Annotated in this window: 18 protein-coding genes and 1 tRNA gene; 11 read left to right on the top strand and 8 right to left on the bottom strand. The window is 47.6% G+C overall.

Going from position 1 to position 17584, the window contains the following annotated elements:
- The first annotated feature begins 309 nt into the window (after window positions 1-309).
- Window positions 310-1593 (top strand): long-chain fatty acid transporter FadL, encoded by a 1284-nt coding sequence (gene fadL / locus MYB54_RS06835; protein WP_039549003.1) that lies wholly within the window; start codon window positions 310-312, stop codon window positions 1591-1593.
- 176 nt (window positions 1594-1769) lie between these two features.
- Here fadL and MYB54_RS06830 read toward each other — a convergent pair whose 3' ends face one another.
- Window positions 1770-2522 (bottom strand): SDR family oxidoreductase, encoded by a 753-nt coding sequence (locus MYB54_RS06830; protein WP_039284797.1) that lies wholly within the window; start codon window positions 2520-2522, stop codon window positions 1770-1772.
- A 142-nt stretch (window positions 2523-2664) separates the two neighbouring features.
- Between MYB54_RS06830 and MYB54_RS06825 the strand changes: the two genes are divergently transcribed.
- Entirely contained in the window at window positions 2665-3561 is an 897-nt protein-coding gene (locus MYB54_RS06825) for a LysR family transcriptional regulator (RefSeq protein WP_014916068.1), read from the top strand.
- A 72-nt stretch (window positions 3562-3633) separates the two neighbouring features.
- On the opposite strand, the gene mqo is transcribed toward MYB54_RS06825, so the two are convergent.
- Window positions 3634-5217 (bottom strand): malate dehydrogenase (quinone), encoded by a 1584-nt coding sequence (gene mqo, locus MYB54_RS06820; RefSeq protein ID WP_014916069.1) that lies wholly within the window; start codon window positions 5215-5217, stop codon window positions 3634-3636.
- 363 nt (window positions 5218-5580) lie between these two features.
- Window positions 5581-6342 (bottom strand): phospholipid-binding lipoprotein MlaA, encoded by a 762-nt coding sequence (mlaA, locus tag MYB54_RS06815; RefSeq protein WP_014916070.1) that lies wholly within the window; start codon window positions 6340-6342, stop codon window positions 5581-5583.
- Window positions 6343-6808: 466 nt separating this feature from the next.
- On the opposite strand from mlaA, the gene MYB54_RS06810 reads away from it, so the two are divergent.
- Together MYB54_RS06810 and MYB54_RS06805 are read left to right on the top strand one after the other, a co-directional pair.
- Window positions 6809-7696 carry a formate/nitrite transporter family protein gene (locus tag MYB54_RS06810; protein WP_248721709.1) on the top strand — a complete coding sequence of 296 codons (888 nt, stop codon included), beginning with the start codon at window positions 6809-6811 and terminating at the stop codon, window positions 7694-7696.
- Between the two features lie 76 nt (window positions 7697-7772).
- Window positions 7773-7847, top strand: a tRNA-Arg gene (locus tag MYB54_RS06805).
- 225 nt (window positions 7848-8072) lie between these two features.
- Here the strand turns inward: MYB54_RS06805 and MYB54_RS06800 are convergent.
- Window positions 8073-8375, bottom strand: coding sequence for a 7(1) septoil knot domain-containing protein (locus MYB54_RS06800; RefSeq protein ID WP_104212439.1), 303 nt, complete (start codon window positions 8373-8375; stop codon window positions 8073-8075).
- Window positions 8376-8489: 114 nt separating this feature from the next.
- On the opposite strand from MYB54_RS06800, the gene MYB54_RS06795 reads away from it, so the two are divergent.
- The 4 genes from MYB54_RS06795 to MYB54_RS06780 all read left to right on the top strand — a co-directional run bounded on the left by MYB54_RS06795 (window position 8490) and on the right by MYB54_RS06780 (window position 11284).
- Entirely contained in the window at window positions 8490-8954 is a 465-nt protein-coding gene (locus MYB54_RS06795) for a GNAT family N-acetyltransferase (RefSeq protein ID WP_104212438.1), read from the top strand.
- Window positions 8955-9037: 83 nt separating this feature from the next.
- A complete protein-coding gene (locus tag MYB54_RS06790) occupies window positions 9038-9664 on the top strand; it encodes a hypothetical protein (protein WP_014916074.1) in 627 nt (208 codons plus the stop codon).
- 22 nt (window positions 9665-9686) lie between these two features.
- Complete coding sequence (locus MYB54_RS06785) at window positions 9687-10484, top strand: lysozyme inhibitor LprI family protein (protein WP_248721708.1); 798 nt, start codon at window positions 9687-9689, stop codon at window positions 10482-10484.
- Window positions 10481-11284 carry a hypothetical protein gene (locus tag MYB54_RS06780; protein ID WP_248721707.1) on the top strand — a complete coding sequence of 268 codons (804 nt, stop codon included), beginning with the start codon at window positions 10481-10483 and terminating at the stop codon, window positions 11282-11284. Before MYB54_RS06785 ends, MYB54_RS06780 begins: the two co-directional genes overlap by 4 nt.
- A 108-nt stretch (window positions 11285-11392) precedes the next feature.
- On the opposite strand, the gene MYB54_RS06775 is transcribed toward MYB54_RS06780, so the two are convergent.
- Window positions 11393-11890, bottom strand: a complete 498-nt coding sequence (locus MYB54_RS06775) for an Lrp/AsnC family transcriptional regulator (RefSeq protein WP_248721706.1) — start codon at window positions 11888-11890, stop codon at window positions 11393-11395.
- Window positions 11891-11972: 82 nt separating this feature from the next.
- Here MYB54_RS06775 and MYB54_RS06770 point away from each other — a divergent pair, with 82 nt between their 5' ends.
- The 3 genes from MYB54_RS06770 (at window position 11973) to MYB54_RS06755 (ending at window position 14902) form a co-directional block, all read left to right on the top strand.
- On the top strand, window positions 11973-13160 hold the full coding sequence (locus tag MYB54_RS06770; protein WP_248721705.1) for an MFS transporter: 1188 nt from the start codon (window positions 11973-11975) through the stop codon (window positions 13158-13160).
- Between the two features lie 417 nt (window positions 13161-13577).
- On the top strand, window positions 13578-14510 hold the full coding sequence (locus MYB54_RS06760; protein WP_248721704.1) for a hypothetical protein: 933 nt from the start codon (window positions 13578-13580) through the stop codon (window positions 14508-14510).
- 206 nt (window positions 14511-14716) lie between these two features.
- Window positions 14717-14902, top strand: a complete 186-nt coding sequence (locus MYB54_RS06755) for a hypothetical protein (RefSeq protein WP_039502988.1) — start codon at window positions 14717-14719, stop codon at window positions 14900-14902.
- A 174-nt stretch (window positions 14903-15076) separates the two neighbouring features.
- Here MYB54_RS06755 and MYB54_RS06750 read toward each other — a convergent pair whose 3' ends face one another.
- The 3 genes from MYB54_RS06750 to MYB54_RS06740 form a co-directional block, all read right to left on the bottom strand.
- A complete protein-coding gene (locus tag MYB54_RS06750; protein ID WP_014916081.1) occupies window positions 15077-15868 on the bottom strand; it encodes an NPP1 family protein in 792 nt (263 codons plus the stop codon).
- Between the two features lie 232 nt (window positions 15869-16100).
- Window positions 16101-16862, bottom strand: coding sequence for a hypothetical protein (locus tag MYB54_RS06745; protein WP_205543626.1), 762 nt, complete (start codon window positions 16860-16862; stop codon window positions 16101-16103).
- Window positions 16863-16988: 126 nt separating this feature from the next.
- On the bottom strand, window positions 16989-17255 hold the full coding sequence (locus MYB54_RS06740; RefSeq protein WP_014916083.1) for a hypothetical protein: 267 nt from the start codon (window positions 17253-17255) through the stop codon (window positions 16989-16991).
- Between the last annotated feature and the right edge of the window lie 329 nt (window positions 17256-17584).

The following is a 17584-nucleotide window of genomic DNA, read 5'->3' as shown; positions in this document are numbered from 1 at the left end:
TCATCCCAAAACAGTGCCAGCACTTCATGCTGACCAGTAATTTTAGTGATATCAATCACATTACGGTGTTATACAGCAGTAAAGACCGCGTAATATCTCTTCACACAAATTAACCAAAACGTTAAGCAGATCTAAATTTTGCATCATTTTAGAAATATTTTTAATACACAGACGCAACATTGTCGTATTCCCAACTTATACTTTGGCAACTGGTCTGATTTGTCAGGCTGAGTGCGCCCCCTACAATGCGCGTCCCTTGTTACCCCGTGTAACAACGTTAAATAACAAGCATATAAAGAGGTTTTGGTCATGAACCAGAAAAACCTGTTCAAACAATCCACAATTGCTGTTGCGGTGGCCCTGTTTTCAGCAAATGTGTCAGCAGCTGGTTTCCAGCTAAATGAATACTCGTCATCGGGTCTGGGACGTGCGTTTTCTGGTGAAGGTGCTGTAGCCGACAACGCGACTTCCGGTAGCCGTAACCCAGCGACCATGACCATGTTTGACCGCCCGTCCTTCTCCGGTGGTGTCACCTATATCAACCCGGATATCGATGTTCAGGGGAAAAATTCCCTGGCAGGGCAAAATACCAGCGCCAAAAACATCGCACCGCACGCCTGGGTGCCGAACCTGCATTTCATTATGCCGCTGAATGAGCAATGGGCAGTTGGTGCTTCTGCCACCACCAACTATGGCTTAGCAACGGAATTCAATGATAACTATGCGGCAGGTTCTATCGGCGGAAAAACCGACCTGTTGACATCAAACCTGAACCTGAGCGCCGCTTATCGTCTGAACCAGCATTTCAGCTTCGGTTTAGGGGTTAACGCCGTCTATGCCGATGCGAAAATCGAGCGTCGTGCTGGTGAACTGGCTGCAGGTGGCTTACAGCCGTCTTCTGAGTTAGTACACATGGAAGGCAAAGAATGGGGCTACGGCTGGAACGCAGGTCTGCTGTATGAAGTCGACGAAAACAACCGCTTCGGCTTTACCTACCGTTCAAAAGTTAAAATCGACTTTGATGGCGATTATCATAGTGCCAGACCGGCTATCGCCCCAGGTCTACCTGTTGGGACAAATGGCGCAACGATCCCTGGCAAGTTGACGCTGAATCTGCCGGAAATGTGGGAAGCCTCTGCCTACCACCGCGTGGCACCGAAGTGGGCTGTTCACTACAGTCTGACCTATACCAGCTGGAGCCAGTTCCAGGAACTGAAAGCAACAGGCAACAACGGCCAGACTCTGTTCCATAAAGATGAAAGCTTCCGTGATGCTTACCGTATCGCACTCGGCACCACCTACTATCACGACGATAACTGGACGTTCCGTGGCGGTATCGCGTTTGATGACAGCCCGGTACCGGCTGACAAACGTTCGATCTCCATCCCCGATCAGGATCGTTTCTGGTTAAGCGCAGGCACCACCTACGCCTTTAATAAAGACGCGTCTGTGGATGTTGGCGTGTCCTACATGCACGGCAAACAAGTCGATATCAGCGAACCGATCTCTGATGTCGCTGGTTCACCACGTTACAACTTTACCTCTAAAGGTAAGGCCTGGCTGTACGGCGTGAACTTTAACTATGCGTTCTAAATAAAGAATGGCGTTCTAAATAAAACACGCGTTCTCATTGCTATCGGTCAGAACGTGATAAAGCAGGTAAGGCAACTTACCTGCTTTTTTATTGCTCATCACAAAGCACTTGCCTCTGTCTTACTGGCGTAGTGATTAGCTAATGATGAACAATTTACGAACATCGTAATGTCGGATCAGTCGTTCAAGAGACGCCCGCCATCCACGACGATCTCACTACCGATGGTCCATCGGGACTCATCTGAAGCCAGATACAACACCGCCTTGGCAATCTCCTCCGCCGTGCCGAAACGGCCTGAAGGGATGCTCTTGACGATCTCCTCATTGACTTGTTTGCGATAGCTATCGGGAATGCCAAGTTTGTCATACAGCGGGGTATCTATAGGACCTGGGCTGACCGCGTTGATGCGAATACCACGCGCCATCAGTTCACTCGACAGCGTCTTTGACAGGCTAAGAAAAGCCGCTTTGGTCGCCGAATAAACGGAGGAGCGGCTCGATCCTACATGCGTACTAATCGACGTGTTGAGCACGACTGAAGCGGGATTGGCGAACACCGGCAATAGCGACTGGATCAGAAAATACGGACCCTTGACGTTAATGTCGAAGGAGCGATCAAACATGTCCTCTGTCCATTCTTCGATCGGTTGCCAAACGGAAACACCCGCGTTAAGGAAAACGACGTCAACCTTTCCATAATGCGCCTCCACGGCCTGCGCCAGTTCATTCTGTGCACTCACGCTGGCCGAGTCGGCACGCAGCACCAGCACTTCGCTACCAAGTTCGGCTTTTGCCGCGGCAATAGAATCGGGGTTGACCCCAGTAACGATGACGCGAGCTCCTTCCGCGAGGAACTGCTTTGCGGTTTCCAGCCCAATGCCGGAGGTGCCTCCGGTAATAAGGGTACGTTTGTTGTGTAAGCGAGACATAGGGAACTCCTGATAATCATAGCGGGATGCAGCAATGTGCTGCCGGGGACAGCGCTAATCATATGGGTATGCATAAATGATGATAAGATCCCTATTTCGCATATAATTTATTCCATTACTGCATTAATTGAGGCACCTTTACGTGGATCGTTTTCTGCTCATGACCTGTTTTAAACGGACTGTCGAAACAGGCAGTTTTTCTGCGGCAGCACGCGACCTGAATATGGGGCAACCCAACGTAAGTCGATACGTTGCTGCTTTAGAAGAACATCTGGGCGTCAGACTACTTCAGCGGACAACACGCCAGCTTGTGCTGACACCTGAGGGCGAGCGGTACTACGCAGATGTCAGCCGAATTCTCGATGCGGTTGCAGAATCGGAGTCATCCTTGAGCGATGAGACGGAACCCACTGGACTCCTGCGAGTGGCCTGCCCAACCGCCATGGCCCATACCTTCCTGATACCACAGATCCCTGCTTTTCTCGCCCGCTACCCTGGGTTGTCGCTGGATTTGCAACTAAGCGATCGTTTCGTCGATCTGGTGGAAGAAGGTGCCGAGTTAGCTATCCGAATCGGTCATCCTTCCGACAGTGCACTACGTGCGCGCCGAATTGGCCTTTTCAGACGCGTGTATGTAGCTTCGGTAGACTATCTGAGTCGTCGTGGCATACCGCAAACACCAGAAGATCTGCGCGATCATGACTGTATTCTGTACTCGCTGTTAAACACGGGTAGTACGTGGCATTTTCGAGATACCGAGATCAACGTTTCGGGGCGATTCCGAGTCAACTCACCCCAGGCCGTACAGGAAGCCGTCATCGCCGGCCTTGGTATCGCCAGCGGCCCCAAATGGTTATACGAGGATGGATTACAGAGCGGCAGGCTGTGTCAGGTACTTTGCGACTACGAAGCACCGCCGGTGCCAATCCAGTTTCTCTATGTCGCCAATCGCCTGCTACCGAAGCGAGCCATTGTATTCATGGACTTCATTGCAGAAGCATTTTCCAGGATCCCTGGACTCAATACCGACAATCGCTAGTTCGCACTGGGCTTGAAGGCACAAAAAAGGCCGCTTTCGCGGCCTGACATCGTGACTTCCAGCTAACCCCGATTACTCAGGCTTAACCTCAATATAGTCCAGGTCCAGCGTGCTGCTGGTGTAGCTGCGGATTTTATTGGTCATTTCAATATTACCGTCCAGCTTCTGACCATAAGAGGGAATGATCTCTTTCAGCTTACCCTGCCATTCTGGCGTAGCGACTTTATCTTTAAACACTTTTTCCAGCAGGCTCAGCATAATCGGCGCGGCGGTAGATGCGCCCGGAGAGGCACCCAACAGCGCGGCAATCGAACCATCCTGAGAGCTGACGATTTCCGTACCCAGTTTCAGCACGCCGCCTTTGTCATCGTCTTTCTTGATAACCTGAACGCGCTGGCCAGCAATCGCCAGTCTCCAGTCTTCTTTCTTCGCGTTAGGGAAGTATTCCTGCAGCGAGGCGAAACGATCGTCGTCATCCATCATGACCTGACCAACCAGATACTTCACCAGATCGAAGTTATCCAGACCGACGTGCGTCATCGGCATCACGTTGGAGAAGGTTACGGAACCGATCAGATCCCACAGCGAACCATTTTTCAGGAATTTGCTGGAGAAGGTGGCAAACGGCCCGAACAGCAGAACGGGTTTACCGTCAAAAATACGCGTATCCAGATGAGGAACCGACATCGGTGGCGCACCGACGGAGGCTTTACCGTAAACTTTCGCCATGTGGCGCTTCACGATTTCCGGGTTTTCTGTCACCAGGAATTCGCCACCAACCGGGAAGCCACCGTACAGATCGGCCTCAGGAATGCCGGATTTCTGCAACAGCGGCAGCGCCGCCCCGCCCGCACCGATAAAGACAAACTTCGCCTTAATCACGCTTTCTTTCTCGCCGTTCTTCAGATCGGCGTAAGTTACGCTCCAGGTGTTATCCGCATTACGCTTGATATCACGCACTTCTGAATTCAGGTGCAGCGCAAAATTAGGTTTGGTTTTCATCGCGCCAACCAGCTGACGCGTGATTTCACCGTAGTTCACGTCGGTACCGATAGGCATGCGAGTCGCCGCAATCTTCTGCGCCGGATCGCGACCTTCCATTACCAGCGGCGCCCACTCTTTGATCGTATTGGGATCGTCAGAGAACTCCATGCCACGGTACAGCGTACTGTGCTGCATCGCGTCATAACGATGTTTCAGGAAAGCGGTGTTCTCATCGCCCCAGACAAAAGCGATGTGCGGCACGCTATTGATGAAAGAGTGCGGATTATTCAGCACGCCATTTTTCACCTGATAGGACCAGAACTGGCGCGAGACTTCAAACGCTTCAGTGATTTCCAGCGCTTTGCTGATGTTGATGGGGCCGTCGGGATTATCCGGCGTGTAGTTGAGTTCCATGAAAGCCGAGTGACCCGTACCGGCATTATTCCAGCCGTTCGAGCTCTCTTCCGCCACATTATCCATCCGCTCAACCATGTCGATAGACCAGTCTGGTTGCAGCTCCTGTAAATACACGCCCAGCGTAGAGCTCATAATGCCCCCGCCGATCAGTACCACATCCGTTGTCTTCTCTGTCGTTTTAGCCTCTTCAGCCATCGCCAGTGGGGCGCTAACCACCACGCTCAGGCAGAAGAACATAGCAAGTAGTTTTTTCATGCTTATATCTCTATTTTTTATAAGTGCAGGTAAATAGAATTCTGGGCATTCATTAACACACGACCACGCCATCATCCGTAAAAGGCATCATTCTTATGACCTTTTTGTTAATCACCTTGCTAACAAAAAAATCAGCGTGCAGACACATTTCAACCAGGATGGGCAGCGGTAGCGGTTAACGACGTAGCATTATTGTTATCTGACGAAAGGAAATAAATTTTAGTAAGTAAATAAATGGACAACAAAGTAATAACTTTTAAGAAACAAACCACAGAATCATCATGGTAAAAGTAAGTTTAGCAGTGTTTTATAAAAGCAAAAGGCACCCGCAGGTGCCTGTGAAATGAGCGATGTGACGCGACACTATTTCGCTGAATCGATCTCGTCGAGCGAGTCTTCAATCGCTGCCGCATTCGGGTTCTTCTGCGGGGTAAGTTGTCCATCACTGGCAAGGAAATCATGCCGCTGGAAGTAGGCTTCACGCATCATCAGGTAAGGATCGGAAGAGTTACGCAGCAGACCGTCGGAATCCAACAGCTGTGCTCGCGTTTCCAGCCCTTCGATAGCCCATTTACCCGCGGACATCCAGAACGTCAGATAGCTCAGCATCGGATACAACGTATCCACTACGCCACCGCCGTCTTCACGAGGTGTCACGCTGCCGTAGCCGGGTACCACCAGATAAGGCCCGTAGCCCACGTCATAATGACCCAATGTGCTACCAAAGCGACGAGACTCTTCTTTCGCCAGTTTCGGGTTCGCCATTGAGGCCACGTCAATCAGGCCGCCCATCCCGAGCAAGGTATTCAGGAAGAAGCGGTTAAAGTGAATCATCGCTTTATACGGCTTACCTTCAACGAAGTAGTTCACCATCGTTGCAGGCTCTTCCAGGTTGCTGAAGAAGTTCCCTAGTCCGTTACGCGCGGGCGTCGGCACATAATCGCGCCAGGCCACAGCCGCAGGACGCACCAGATAAGGATCCAGAACGTCATAGTTAAAGCTGAACATGGTACGGTTAAAGCCTTCAAGCGGATCAGAACGTCCTTCTTGAGCTCGATCCCCGGAACTGGCGCAGCCGATCAGTAACACGCTGGCAAACACCACCCCACTCAGGCGGTAATTCATATCTGTTCTCCCTGATTTATAGTGTGCTATACCCGCGACCGAAAATGGGTATTCCCAGTATCAGCCCCAGCCTATCAGGCTGAGCGACAAGGACGGGATATCGGCCAACAGTGTAACATTTTATCGCTCCATCGCTACGTTGGCTTACGTATTACTGCATTTTCAGAGGTTTGCCATTTTTCTTATGGGGACAATACGCGGCATCGTTGCGACACACGCTCCAGCGTGGGCGACAGTACGGTATTCCCTTGTTCCCCTCACAGCATAGCACCGCCAGCCTAAACCAGTGAGTCGCGCCGCGCCATCCCATGTTGTAAAAACTAACTACGCTTATCATCGGGGTTGTCGGTGATTGCCCCTCAACGTCAGTACCGTTAGCCAGACAACAACCAGCCCACTCGTCGAGAGAATCACTATGAATCCACCTTCAGAATCCAGACAAATCCGGTAAGAGAAAGACAAGGACGTGGCGGTAGAGAGTGAGGAAAGCACGCAGGGAAAAGCGATCGATGTAGATGAAGATCGCTTGCCTTCCCCCGCCGCGGCGATCCATGAAGAGATTCGTCAGGAAGGGCAAAAGGAGCTGGAACGTGATGCAATGGCGTTACTGTGGTCGGCGATTGCAGCAGGGATCTCCATGGGAACCTCATTCATGGCGGTCGGTATGCTCCACAACCATCTGGTTGGCGTACCCGGCGGCTTTCTGCTGGAGTGCTTCGGTTACACCATCGGCTTTGTGATTGTCATCATGGCACGCCAGCAGCTGTTCACCGAAAACACCGTCACGGCCGTACTTCCCATCATGCATAAGCCCACGCGCAGCAATGTCTACCTGCTCGGTCGATTATGGTTTGTCGTGCTGGCTGGCAACCTGATCGGCACAGCCTTGGCCGCCCTCGCCTTTACCTACATGCCCGTTTTTGATGGCGAAACGCGGGAAGCGTTAGTCGACATCGCCATGAAAGTCATGAAGCACTCACCAACGGAGATGTTCGCCAACGCCGTCGTCTCTGGCTGGATTATTGCCACTATGGTTTGGATGCTGCCGCGCGCCTACTCCGCCAAGCTGTGGATTATCATCATCATGACCTGGATGATTGCCTTCAGTAACCTCACCCACATCGTGGCCGGTGCCTCAGAGATTTTCTATCTGGTGTTTATTGGCCACATACCGTGGCATGACTTCATCTGGCCGTTTGCTCTGCCCACGCTGGCGGGGAATATCATCGGCGGTACCTTTATTTTCGCACTCATCAGCCACGCACAAATCCGCAACGACATGAGTCGTTCATCGCACGGTAAACGTCAAAAGGCGCATGAGAATGAGGGAAAAGAGCATCGGCAGAAACGCTGATTGCCGACACTTTGAGCAAACGCGCCGTTAAGTGCTTATTCTCAGAGCGAAAATGCGTATAATAGCGGGGCTTCATGTCTCCATAGTTAAATGGATATAACGAGCCCCTCCTAAGGGCTAGTTGCAGGTTCGATTCCTGCTGGGGACACCATTCACATGTCTCGAAGCGCCTAGAGAATCCAACTTTTCCTTATAAAATCATAAAATTAAATCATTCACACTGTTAGCTACAAACGACGATGTCGTACCAACATCTGCGCATATTTGTTGGTACAGCACCGAGCCAACAGGAAATAGTGATGTGAGCAACAGCGGCAGGAAGTGAAGCGATGGGCGATATGCAGGCATTTGAGGGTTGCCTGCATAAGAATGCAGCTTATCGTCGGGTTGGGCCGGGAAAGTTATCGACGAGTCTAATTTCGAAATCAGGGTGAACGTCGACAATTTTAATCTTAAAATCAGGAAAATTATCAACAATTTCCCATTTCCCCGGGCGGTTAGCGAATGCGGTGACTTCCTGCACTCTTAGGTGCTCGCGCGAGTCGACAATCCGCACTCTATAGTCTTCGTTATAATCAACAATTTGAATTCTGCCATAAACTGTAGACACATCGACGGCAAGGGAAAATGGCGAGAAAATAACCGCGCAACAAACCAGCGTTAAACCTAAATACCTCATACTTATTTCCTTGATTTATATGTATTCCTGAAGATTATTTGATGGTACTTACCTGATTTTGTCAATATAGAGGGGAATACTCACACAACATTCATCTCACGATACGGAGGCTATATGGAATGGCGCAATATCACGCTTCGTCCAGCTACGCCGGAAGATGAACAGTTCCTGTTCAAACTTCGTCGTGCAACGATGGACGAGCACCTTCACAGGGCCGGCGTTATTGCTGATGATTCGGCGCACTGGCAGCGAATCAAATATCATTATAACGACGCGTATATTGTGCTGATGGGATCTGAACGTATGGGGTTATTCAAACGGTACAAAGGCGCTAACGAATGGACCATTATACAAATCCAGATTTTGCCAGCCTATCAGGGACAAGGTATCGCGGCGTGGCTATTACACACATTCCTGCGGCAGGCGGACGAAGCCAACGTCCCCGTGACGCTGAGTGTTTTGAACGGCAATAGAGCAATAACCCTCTACCAACGCGTAGGTTTTAAGATCGTTGATAACGATGATATTGCATTAAAAATGAAACGCCGCCCCGTAAAGCGCCAACAACCGTTTGAATAACAAACAATATATACTTACAACCATGAATAACCTTATAATATCAAGAGGATTTATTCACTATTTGTAAGGAATGCGTGTTTATTATGAAACGGAGTTATATAAAAAGCGTCATTTTACCTTTTCTTTTCCTTCCTCTCGCCAGCGGAGCATATGCGCAAGATTTCCCCATTTTTGTGACAGATTTCACCAATGTGTTGCAAAAAAGTAAATTATCACAAAAAGACTATAACCAATTTATTGAACTCACTAATTCCTATTTTATTCCCGCTAGCTATGGTGTAAGCATAGCGAAAAAAGATAAAGTCAGTTATAAAAACAACGAAATAATGCCAAAAATGGAATCTGACGCCAGCTTTATCTTCAATGGTTCAAATGGAAAAGCGGCTTTTATTTCATTTCTGCAAGAAATAAAAAACCTACCGCCGTCAGAAAAATATTTTGAAAAATCCTACACGGATGCAGGATCGGTCTTCGTCATGAATTATTATATGTTGTCATCAGGCATCATTAATATACAGATGGACATCGTTTCTCCTCCTGGCCTCAAAGGGCTAGTCACAAAACTCATTAACCAAGAGACACCAGACCTTGAACAAGAAGCAGGTGAGCGAACCTATATCTATCAATTCTCAAATATAAATGGCGGCTATAAGATGGTCAGTGCCAACGCCTACTCATCTTCAGATAAACGAATCTGCGCGTCCTGCTGACATGATTTCAATGGAATTGAAAATGATAAAAATCATAATAAAATCGCTATTGTTGATAATACTTTCATCACACTATGTTAACGCAAATAATCTTGTGTGTCGTAGTCCACTTGTTATTCAGTCGTTAATCAAAGAAGATCAAGAGAAAGCACAACCCATCAGCGATCGCGTATCTTTAGAGACAATTAAAAGAATTGAATTTGAATATGACATCATTATCACAAAGCTTAAAACAAAAAATAACTTAAGCTGCTTTGGCAAAGCCAAGATAAAAATCCCATCCGACGTGTTAATTTTTTTAAAATATTATCCTATTCTGGAAAATGGAGATCCTAAAGCAAAGAGCATTTACCTTCTTAACATCCCCCCACACAAAAAAGGCGATGAATACATCGCATTAGACCGTGTTTATTATAATGTTCATATTGCTGATAATCAGCAAGAAACCAATATTATGTATCCACACGATGAGTCAGTCTCACGCACACTTTATGGCTTGGCCTGGTTACAAGAAAATGCCGCAAGACTGGAAGAACAATCACCACGTTTTAAATATATTAAAGCCATTGTCGAATTCAGAGAGGCTGATAGTGCGCTAAATGCTTACTGGAGTAACCTGCCTGATTATATTAAGGGGCAGTTGAAAGAAGATGCACGGCAGTGGATAAAAAACAAAAATAAAAAATGCGGTGCAATAGAAACTGTCGCGAATAACAACCGTTCATTGAAAGATCAAGCAACAATTTATACCTGCCAACAGCAGATGACCAGGGAAAGGCTGGTACAGCTTGGGTTGACTGAAAACAAGGACAAGAAATGAAAAAGCTCATCTATGTCATGATTGGAATTATCCTTACTTGTACGTCAGCGTATGCAAAGGACGACTTTCAATGCAGCGATCCCAACGCGGTTGAAGCCGTTAAAAAAACGTTTGCCGATCGTGCAAAAGAAATGTTCTATAAGTCCCCTTCTCAATCTGTTGATACGGTGAACGTGATTTATTCTAAAATATCAACTCAGCCACGCTGGGGAAAAGCATTCTCGTGTAGCCTGCGGGTTGAAATTCCCGTAAGTCAGGAGATCATCGACATCATTCTTAATGAAGACGATCTTTTGTACACAAAGGTTGAAATGGATAAAATTAGCAATAACCTTTTTACTAAAACAGGGGAAAGCAAAGGTAATAGGCTCAGCGATGACAAGATCGTCATTCCGTCCTTTGCCTACGATATCAGTATTCTCGAGCATGAAAAGGAAATAAAAGTAGAAAAAAAATCCTATGATGCCCTATCCAGAGCGATTTATGCCGTTGCCTGGCTCAGTGAAAATGCCGAAAAAATCACAAAAACCGCACAAGAGAAAACGCTTGAAAGTGAAAAGGAACAATATCTTTTCTTTTTCACCGACGTCTATGGAATATTAGAAGACGCACCTGAAGACATAAAGAGTAAATTCCACGCATCTCAAGCAACATGGGTTAAGGAAAGAAATAAAAAATGCGGCAATGCCGAATCCTTAGAGACGAATAATCTTTCACTTAAAGAACAGATTCATACTTATCGCTGCCATAATGCAACGATGAGTGAACAAATATCCAGTTTAGATCCAAGTGAGGGGTGATAGTCACACCGATATTGCTTCAGGCTATTGACTACTGTTTTAGCAATGGCCTGACTATAAACCTCTCGCTCAGTTTACCCGACGTGACCCAGCCAAATCGTCAGCGAATCAGCTATCACTTGGCTGTACAGGGCGCTCAAGATAGGTAGACAGCACAATATACGAACGCGTTGAGCTCACGCCCGGCACCGCGTAAAGCTGAAACAGGAGCTTTTCCAGCGACTGCGCGTCTTCCGTGCGGATCTTGAGGATCAGTGCCGCATCGCCAGCAACCGAATGCACCTCTTCAACATCAGAATTGCGCGTTATCTCCATCAGTTCTGATGAAACGCCCCAGCCGCTGGTGTCAACGTGCACAAATGCCAGAAGATTCTTTTTTATCGCGACAGGATCGAGCAACGCGACTGTTTTTCGTATCACGCCGTCGCGCCGAAGCCGCTTGACCCGTTCATGCGCAGCGGGCGCTGAAAGCGCAACCTTTTCCCCCAGTTCGGCATAGCTCAACGTGGCATCATCAACCAATTCCCTTAATAATCTTCGGTCAGTTGCATCAATATCCCGTGTAGGAATGACTTTTTGCTTAATGTCATCTTTATTTATTTTCATTCTCTCATTCCTTGTTTAAAACGAATTTTGTTTGGTTAATAGTATTTTCCCCGAATCATATTAAGCAAAAAGTGAAATTTCAATGTCACAACATCAACATGCCGAATGTCATGCCAACTCGCGTACGCTTCGTGTCCCTGGTGCGGCTTATGTCCTGACGTTTTGTATCGGCGTGATTGGATCCAATTCGTTACTCCTGGGCCCCATCGCTCCCGAGATAGCCACATCGTTCAAGAGCACCGCACAATCAGTCATGCTGGCGTCGGCCGCATTTGGTCTGGGAACGGCGCTAAGCGCCCTGTTTCTGGCACGATATATCGATCGATTCGGCGCTTTTAGGATGTTAAAGAACGCGATGCTCCTGCTGGTCGTTGCCTTGCTTTCCAGCGCGAGTGTTTCTTCCGTCGAATGGCTGATAGCCAGCCAGCTCATTGCCGGTATTGCATCCGGCGTGGCGATTCCGGCGATTTACACCACCGCCGCGGCTATCGCTCCCAGAGGGTTGGAAAGTAAAACAACGGGCGTCGTTCTTACCGGTTGGACATTAAGCCTTGTCGCTGGCGTTTCACTCGCGTCGATTCTGGCAGAACAGTTTCACTGGCGTGTCGTTTATCTGGGGATCGGCGCACTTGCCGTTTTGGCTATCGTCATCCTTTCCCGTCTGAGTAACCAAGATGAAAATATCACGCGGGTCTCATTATCGCCGCTTGTAGCTCTGGGCGTGCCCGGCGTGAAACCGTTATTGGCTGCGTGCAGCGGGTTCATGACCGCCTTCTATGGGGTTTACGGCTATCTAGGGGATTATCTCTATAATGAACTGCATCAGCCGCTCAGTGCTAACGGCCTGATTGCACTTTGCTACGGTATCGGTTTTGGCTCAGCGGCTTTTCTGGATGCGATGATAAGCAAAGTGAATCCCAAAGTGGCTATGCCAGCCTCATTCCTTACGGTAGCCTCGGTGTACCTGGCTTTCGCTCTGTCAGGAAATAGCCTGCCCGTTATCTGCATCCTGATGCTTTTTCTTGGCACCGCTAACCACCTCTGTGTCAATTTACTGATCACCGGATTAAACACAACCGATACGTCGAAACGCGGTGCAATCATGGGGCTTAACAGTGCGGTTACCTATTTAGCCGTCTTTATCGGGAATACGCTTTTTGGTGCACTCTACCTACATTGGGGTTATGCAACCGTGTTATACGCGGCGGTCGGTTTCGTGGTGGTTTCCATCCTGTTCACAGTACAAATTCGAATAACCAGCAAACGCTGAATAGCATTAACACATTTCCATCTTTTATCCTGCAGGATATTTTTTGTAGCGGCACACTGAATGTGTGCCGCCAGATAAGGTCAGTCAGCCCCCGGTACGACTTCCACGATACTAATATCGCATGGATTGACACTCAGCTTGCCCACCTTGATAAACCTTCTATTCGCTGCACCTACAACTGCGCTCAATATCCGCATGGACGTTGGGAAATATCTTAATACTATACCGATTCGATGAGCGTCCAAAAGAACGGCGAAAATACACGCCTAGTTTATTTGGGGAAACAAACATCAAGTAATGCCAAGCAGTAACTGCATGATAGAATAGCTAAACTGGCATCTAGGGTCGTTCCAAAAGCCGATACCTCGTCGGTTGGCGCCAGTTGAAAAATAGGGGGGAAGGTAACGGGGAACACCTTTGTCAAAGTTGAACAATTTACGGAAATGGCTCAGTCTCGACGAGTCAGCGAAATACCTCGAAAGAAAAATTAATGAGCAAGTGGCCATAACAGATATTTTACGATTTGCTCTGGATGGGCATCTGATTTTATCAGTAAACCTACAGTCACCTAAGATCGCCAAAAAGGTTGAAATAAAAAGAGTAAAAATGGCTGAAACTGCTACGAATGTGGAAGTGTATGTGCGTGAAAACTGGGGGGTGTATATCGGTGAATCATTCTCCCCAGATCGTGAAATAGACTTTGCTATCGCAACAAGCAATGAGATAACAAGCCTGAGTGGGGTCCAAGACACGCCACTGTTAGGTATTGAGCGCTTATTTGCTGAAGAACAATACTGTAAGAGCCTTGGGCTTCCCAAGCCATCAAGAAAGCAGAACCTCATTCGAGGTGTAACCATCTCTGCTGGCCCATCAGGTCTTTACCAGCTCCAGCATTTTATCGATGTTGACGATGAAATTGAGGAGCTTTACCGAGCCGCGGAAGCCGCCGGGGATGCCAATCATCCAGCCTTCAATAGCATTATCGACATATTCAAAAAACTCAGCACGATTAGCATGTGGGATGCAGAGGCCCACATGAGATATATCCCCGCGCCATCCGTGCCAGATGATATCTATTTTGTTGCACGAACGGCCAACCTGGATAAGTTAGTTGAGGTGCTCAATGCGACTCCAGTGACAAAAACACCAAAACAGTCAAAGAAAACTGAGAATGCTCAAGCCAAGTTTATTAAAAATCTCCTCACGGTGATGTATGGCGTGGATGTCGCTGAAAATCCAAGAAAACATATCGATGGAAAGATGGCACAAATTAGAATCGATCTGGAGGCAAAAAGCCTTTACTGTCCTAGCGGAGTCACCATCGAAAACTGGCTGTCCGAAATAGAATAAATCGTAATATTGCATTTTCTCTTTGTAAGATTACCCCACCAGCGACTTAGCATTGACACAATTCTCCTGTAGACCGCAACCCCCTACAGGAGATAGTAAATGACTCACCCCTCTATAGTTCTTTCCTCTCAACTCACCGCGCCTATCGGTATCGTCAGCGATATCCATGTTGAAGCCCGCGAATCGTTGGAACAGGAGGCAGGTAAGTGAAGAAAGGGATCGAAGTAAAACTGACCATGCTCCGTGGAATTATTGATCTAATGACCAGTTGCGATGATTCAACCGAACTTGAAACCCTCCGCAATGTTGCACTAACAGCACTGGTGATCGTGGACGACATCAATGATGAATATTGCCATGAACAGTTCGACGAGAAGCGAACAAAAAGCTAAACGCATCACCGTATAAAAATGCCCATATCACCGGAATAAAAAGGTGAACCTTATATTTTCCTGAATGGATGATGCACGCTGAATGTCCTAATATAAAAGATAGTGTAATGAGGTTGGCATCATTCCAAGGACAAGTAGAGAGAGGTATATATGACTATACCTCTCTTATGATAATTATTTCGACGCGGTTAGACTGGCAGCCGTAAATTCTGGATAACCGGCCGGTCGGCCATTATTCAGGTTAGTCAGGAAATTACTGTCTTTAAGCGGAATCGAGGCAGAACCGTAGTCAAACGCATTTAATCGGTTACGCAGCTCTTCGTTACTGATACCGTCACCCGACATCGCATACCAGCTGACAATATCCGGCGTCACAAAGTTGCCGTAAGGGTTTTCTGCTTGTTCATTCGTTTTGGCAAATCGGAAAGCATGCGTCAACGCTCCGTCTTTATGGTACACGAATTTCAGGCGGCCGCCTTGCTTATCGATATTCGCTGCGGCTTCTGTCGTCAGTTTGCCGTGCGCACTGAAGCTACCGTGTGTTACCGCCCCGTTTTTAGTCCAGATGGCAACATGCTCCCAGTCATGACGATGGCCGGTTTTCAAACCACCCAACACCTGATCTTTTAAGAAATAGAGCGCATAGAAGCTACCACAATAGCGAGCACCACCGGAATCAACACAGGCATATCGGTGTAATGTATTTGACGACTCGAGAAAGTTACCCCATCGGCACCCACCCGTCAGGCTTCCTGTCGGCTTCAAGCCACCGTTTTGTACCCCACCTCGGCTAAACCCGGCACTGGGCAAACAACCATCACTGTCGAAATCAAATACCGGCGCAATCGCAAGCGCATTAATACCTGACGGTAGCGCTTGATCCAACTTAGAGAAATTATCCGCATGCGCAGAAAAAGCGACACATAATATGGATATCGCCATGATCGTTTTCTTTCCTGAAAGCATTTTCACTCCTTTAGCAGAAAATAGCCCTTTTATGGACTCGTACCCTTGCAGTTACAATGAAGATAAAAAACAATATTGATAAAAAAATGAAGGCGGGATTATTTTTAACAAGAAAGGAGTGGAAATAAAAATCATTTATTTCCAACAATGAACACCAATATATTTAGCCTGCAAAATAATGCAGAGAATTTATATATTAAAAATCGCTAACGATCCTAATCCGTTAGAATTTTTACTCGCCGACTACATCATAACGCTGGCTTGCCGCATCAAAACGGTATTCCAGCAGAATATCGCCTCCGCCATGGGAATAGCAGTTCAGCATGATGCTGCGATTATCTCCGCCATTTTCAATATTCATATAAACCGGAGTCATGAAAAAGCCAAACTGGCATTGTTGAAAATCAGGCTGGAGAAGCTGATCGACATTGCCGCTCTTCTTGTTAATCGCCTTGATACCCTCAACAACCATGCCTGTATCACTGTTTTGATACACGCCGACAAAACTGTGAGTCGCCGTTTGCCCCCAGAATGGAATATCGACCTGCCCTTCGACTTTGGCGGGCTGCTCGCTATCGTCAAAGGATGCCACGCGCCGCAGGCTAACATCATAACGCGCCTTTCCGTTTGACCACTCGCCGCGGAGTTCGTCCCCCACCTCAGTCAATTTAAACGGGCAGTGCGTCATATCGATGTCGGACTTAACGCCCTGAACGATATATTTATCATAGTCCTGCGGGGTATGGATTTCGCAGATTTCAAGCGACGTTTCCGAGAGCCTTCCATACAGAGGGATCGGCGCTCTGTATTTATCGTAAAAGTAGCTCCCAAGCAGATTCTTATCCTGGTCAATACTGTATTTCTGCAATGAAAAATGCACCGGATAAGGTCCAATGTGACCTTCGTAATTGCTCACGACATACCAGCCGGCTTGCACTCCCCATGCTGCCGTCCATAGTCCACAGGCTATTAAGGTTGATACCGCTGCTCTCATACATTCACCTTGTCTACCCGTCATACGTCAGGTTGCTTATGCGTTGGTTTGTCTGCAACTCACGTTGTGTTTTTAGCGTGTCAATCATGAAGTCGAATCATTCAAAAAACGGCTTAGCATATCAGGCTAATCATGGTGGCAGCAGGGACAGATTTCCACCTCTGACACCGCCATGGCTGTTGTACCTTCGCAATCCCATTCGACACGCACGGCCTGCGCTTCTCGCCCTGAGTGGTGTAAATACTTCTCGACAGGGCTTTCCGTCATCCCGGTAATCACCTCGGTGGCAATGAGCTCATCACCAACAAAAACGCGGGCTGTTGCCTGTGAGGCTTCGCGCGTTTCACCGGATTGCCGATACAAATAGTTAACCGTCAGTTTAATACTGGGCATAACGCTTCTTAACAGAGGAAAAGACAGGGAAAACAGTGTATCGCGTTCCCCCGCACTTGTAAGCACATATGGGCTAAGGGTCATCACTGCCTCACGCTAATACCCTGATAGTTTTCTGTTTTTTAAAAATGGAGAGATTTGGTCACATAAGTTCGCACGATTGGTAATCAAAAAGTTAAATCTTATGCCTTTTGGATATTAATGAAGCAGAAAAAACAGCCGATACCTTTTGCGATAGGGTGTTTTTTAATGCAATTGCATTTTGCATAAATAGTGTTTGGCATAAATACTGTTTTACATTAACCGTGTTCTCACTGAACCATTTCGTT

It is taken from the genome of Pectobacterium nicotianae, assembly GCF_023272715.1.
GTDB lineage: Bacteria > Pseudomonadota > Gammaproteobacteria > Enterobacterales > Enterobacteriaceae > Pectobacterium > Pectobacterium brasiliense.
Note: the sequence above shows the minus strand (reverse complement) of the source record. Positions and strands in the feature narration are given on the sequence as shown.

Excerpts from the sequence above, each read along its gene's own strand:
- MYB54_RS06830 (WP_039284797.1), bottom strand. The coding sequence starts at position 2,522 with ATGTCTCGCTTACACAACAAACGTACCCTTATTACCGGAGGCACCTCC.
- MYB54_RS06780 (WP_248721707.1), top strand. The coding sequence starts at position 10,481 with ATGAAAAAGCTCATCTATGTCATGATTGGAATTATCCTTACTTGTACG.
- MYB54_RS06745 (WP_205543626.1), bottom strand. The coding sequence starts at position 16,862 with ATGAGAGCAGCGGTATCAACCTTAATAGCCTGTGGACTATGGACGGCA.
- MYB54_RS06770 (WP_248721705.1), top strand. The coding sequence starts at position 11,973 with ATGTCACAACATCAACATGCCGAATGTCATGCCAACTCGCGTACGCTT.
- MYB54_RS06750 (WP_014916081.1), bottom strand. The coding sequence starts at position 15,868 with ATGCTTTCAGGAAAGAAAACGATCATGGCGATATCCATATTATGTGTC.
- MYB54_RS06775 (WP_248721706.1), bottom strand. The coding sequence starts at position 11,890 with ATGAAAATAAATAAAGATGACATTAAGCAAAAAGTCATTCCTACACGG.
- MYB54_RS06740 (WP_014916083.1), bottom strand. The coding sequence starts at position 17,255 with ATGCCCAGTATTAAACTGACGGTTAACTATTTGTATCGGCAATCCGGT.
- MYB54_RS06790 (WP_014916074.1), top strand. The coding sequence starts at position 9,038 with ATGAAACGGAGTTATATAAAAAGCGTCATTTTACCTTTTCTTTTCCTT.
- MYB54_RS06795 (WP_104212438.1), top strand. The coding sequence starts at position 8,490 with ATGGAATGGCGCAATATCACGCTTCGTCCAGCTACGCCGGAAGATGAA.
- mqo (WP_014916069.1), bottom strand. The coding sequence starts at position 5,217 with ATGAAAAAACTACTTGCTATGTTCTTCTGCCTGAGCGTGGTGGTTAGC.
- MYB54_RS06785 (WP_248721708.1), top strand. The coding sequence starts at position 9,687 with ATGATAAAAATCATAATAAAATCGCTATTGTTGATAATACTTTCATCA.
- fadL (WP_039549003.1), top strand. The coding sequence starts at position 310 with ATGAACCAGAAAAACCTGTTCAAACAATCCACAATTGCTGTTGCGGTG.
- MYB54_RS06800 (WP_104212439.1), bottom strand. The coding sequence starts at position 8,375 with ATGAGGTATTTAGGTTTAACGCTGGTTTGTTGCGCGGTTATTTTCTCG.
- mlaA (WP_014916070.1), bottom strand. The coding sequence starts at position 6,342 with ATGAATTACCGCCTGAGTGGGGTGGTGTTTGCCAGCGTGTTACTGATC.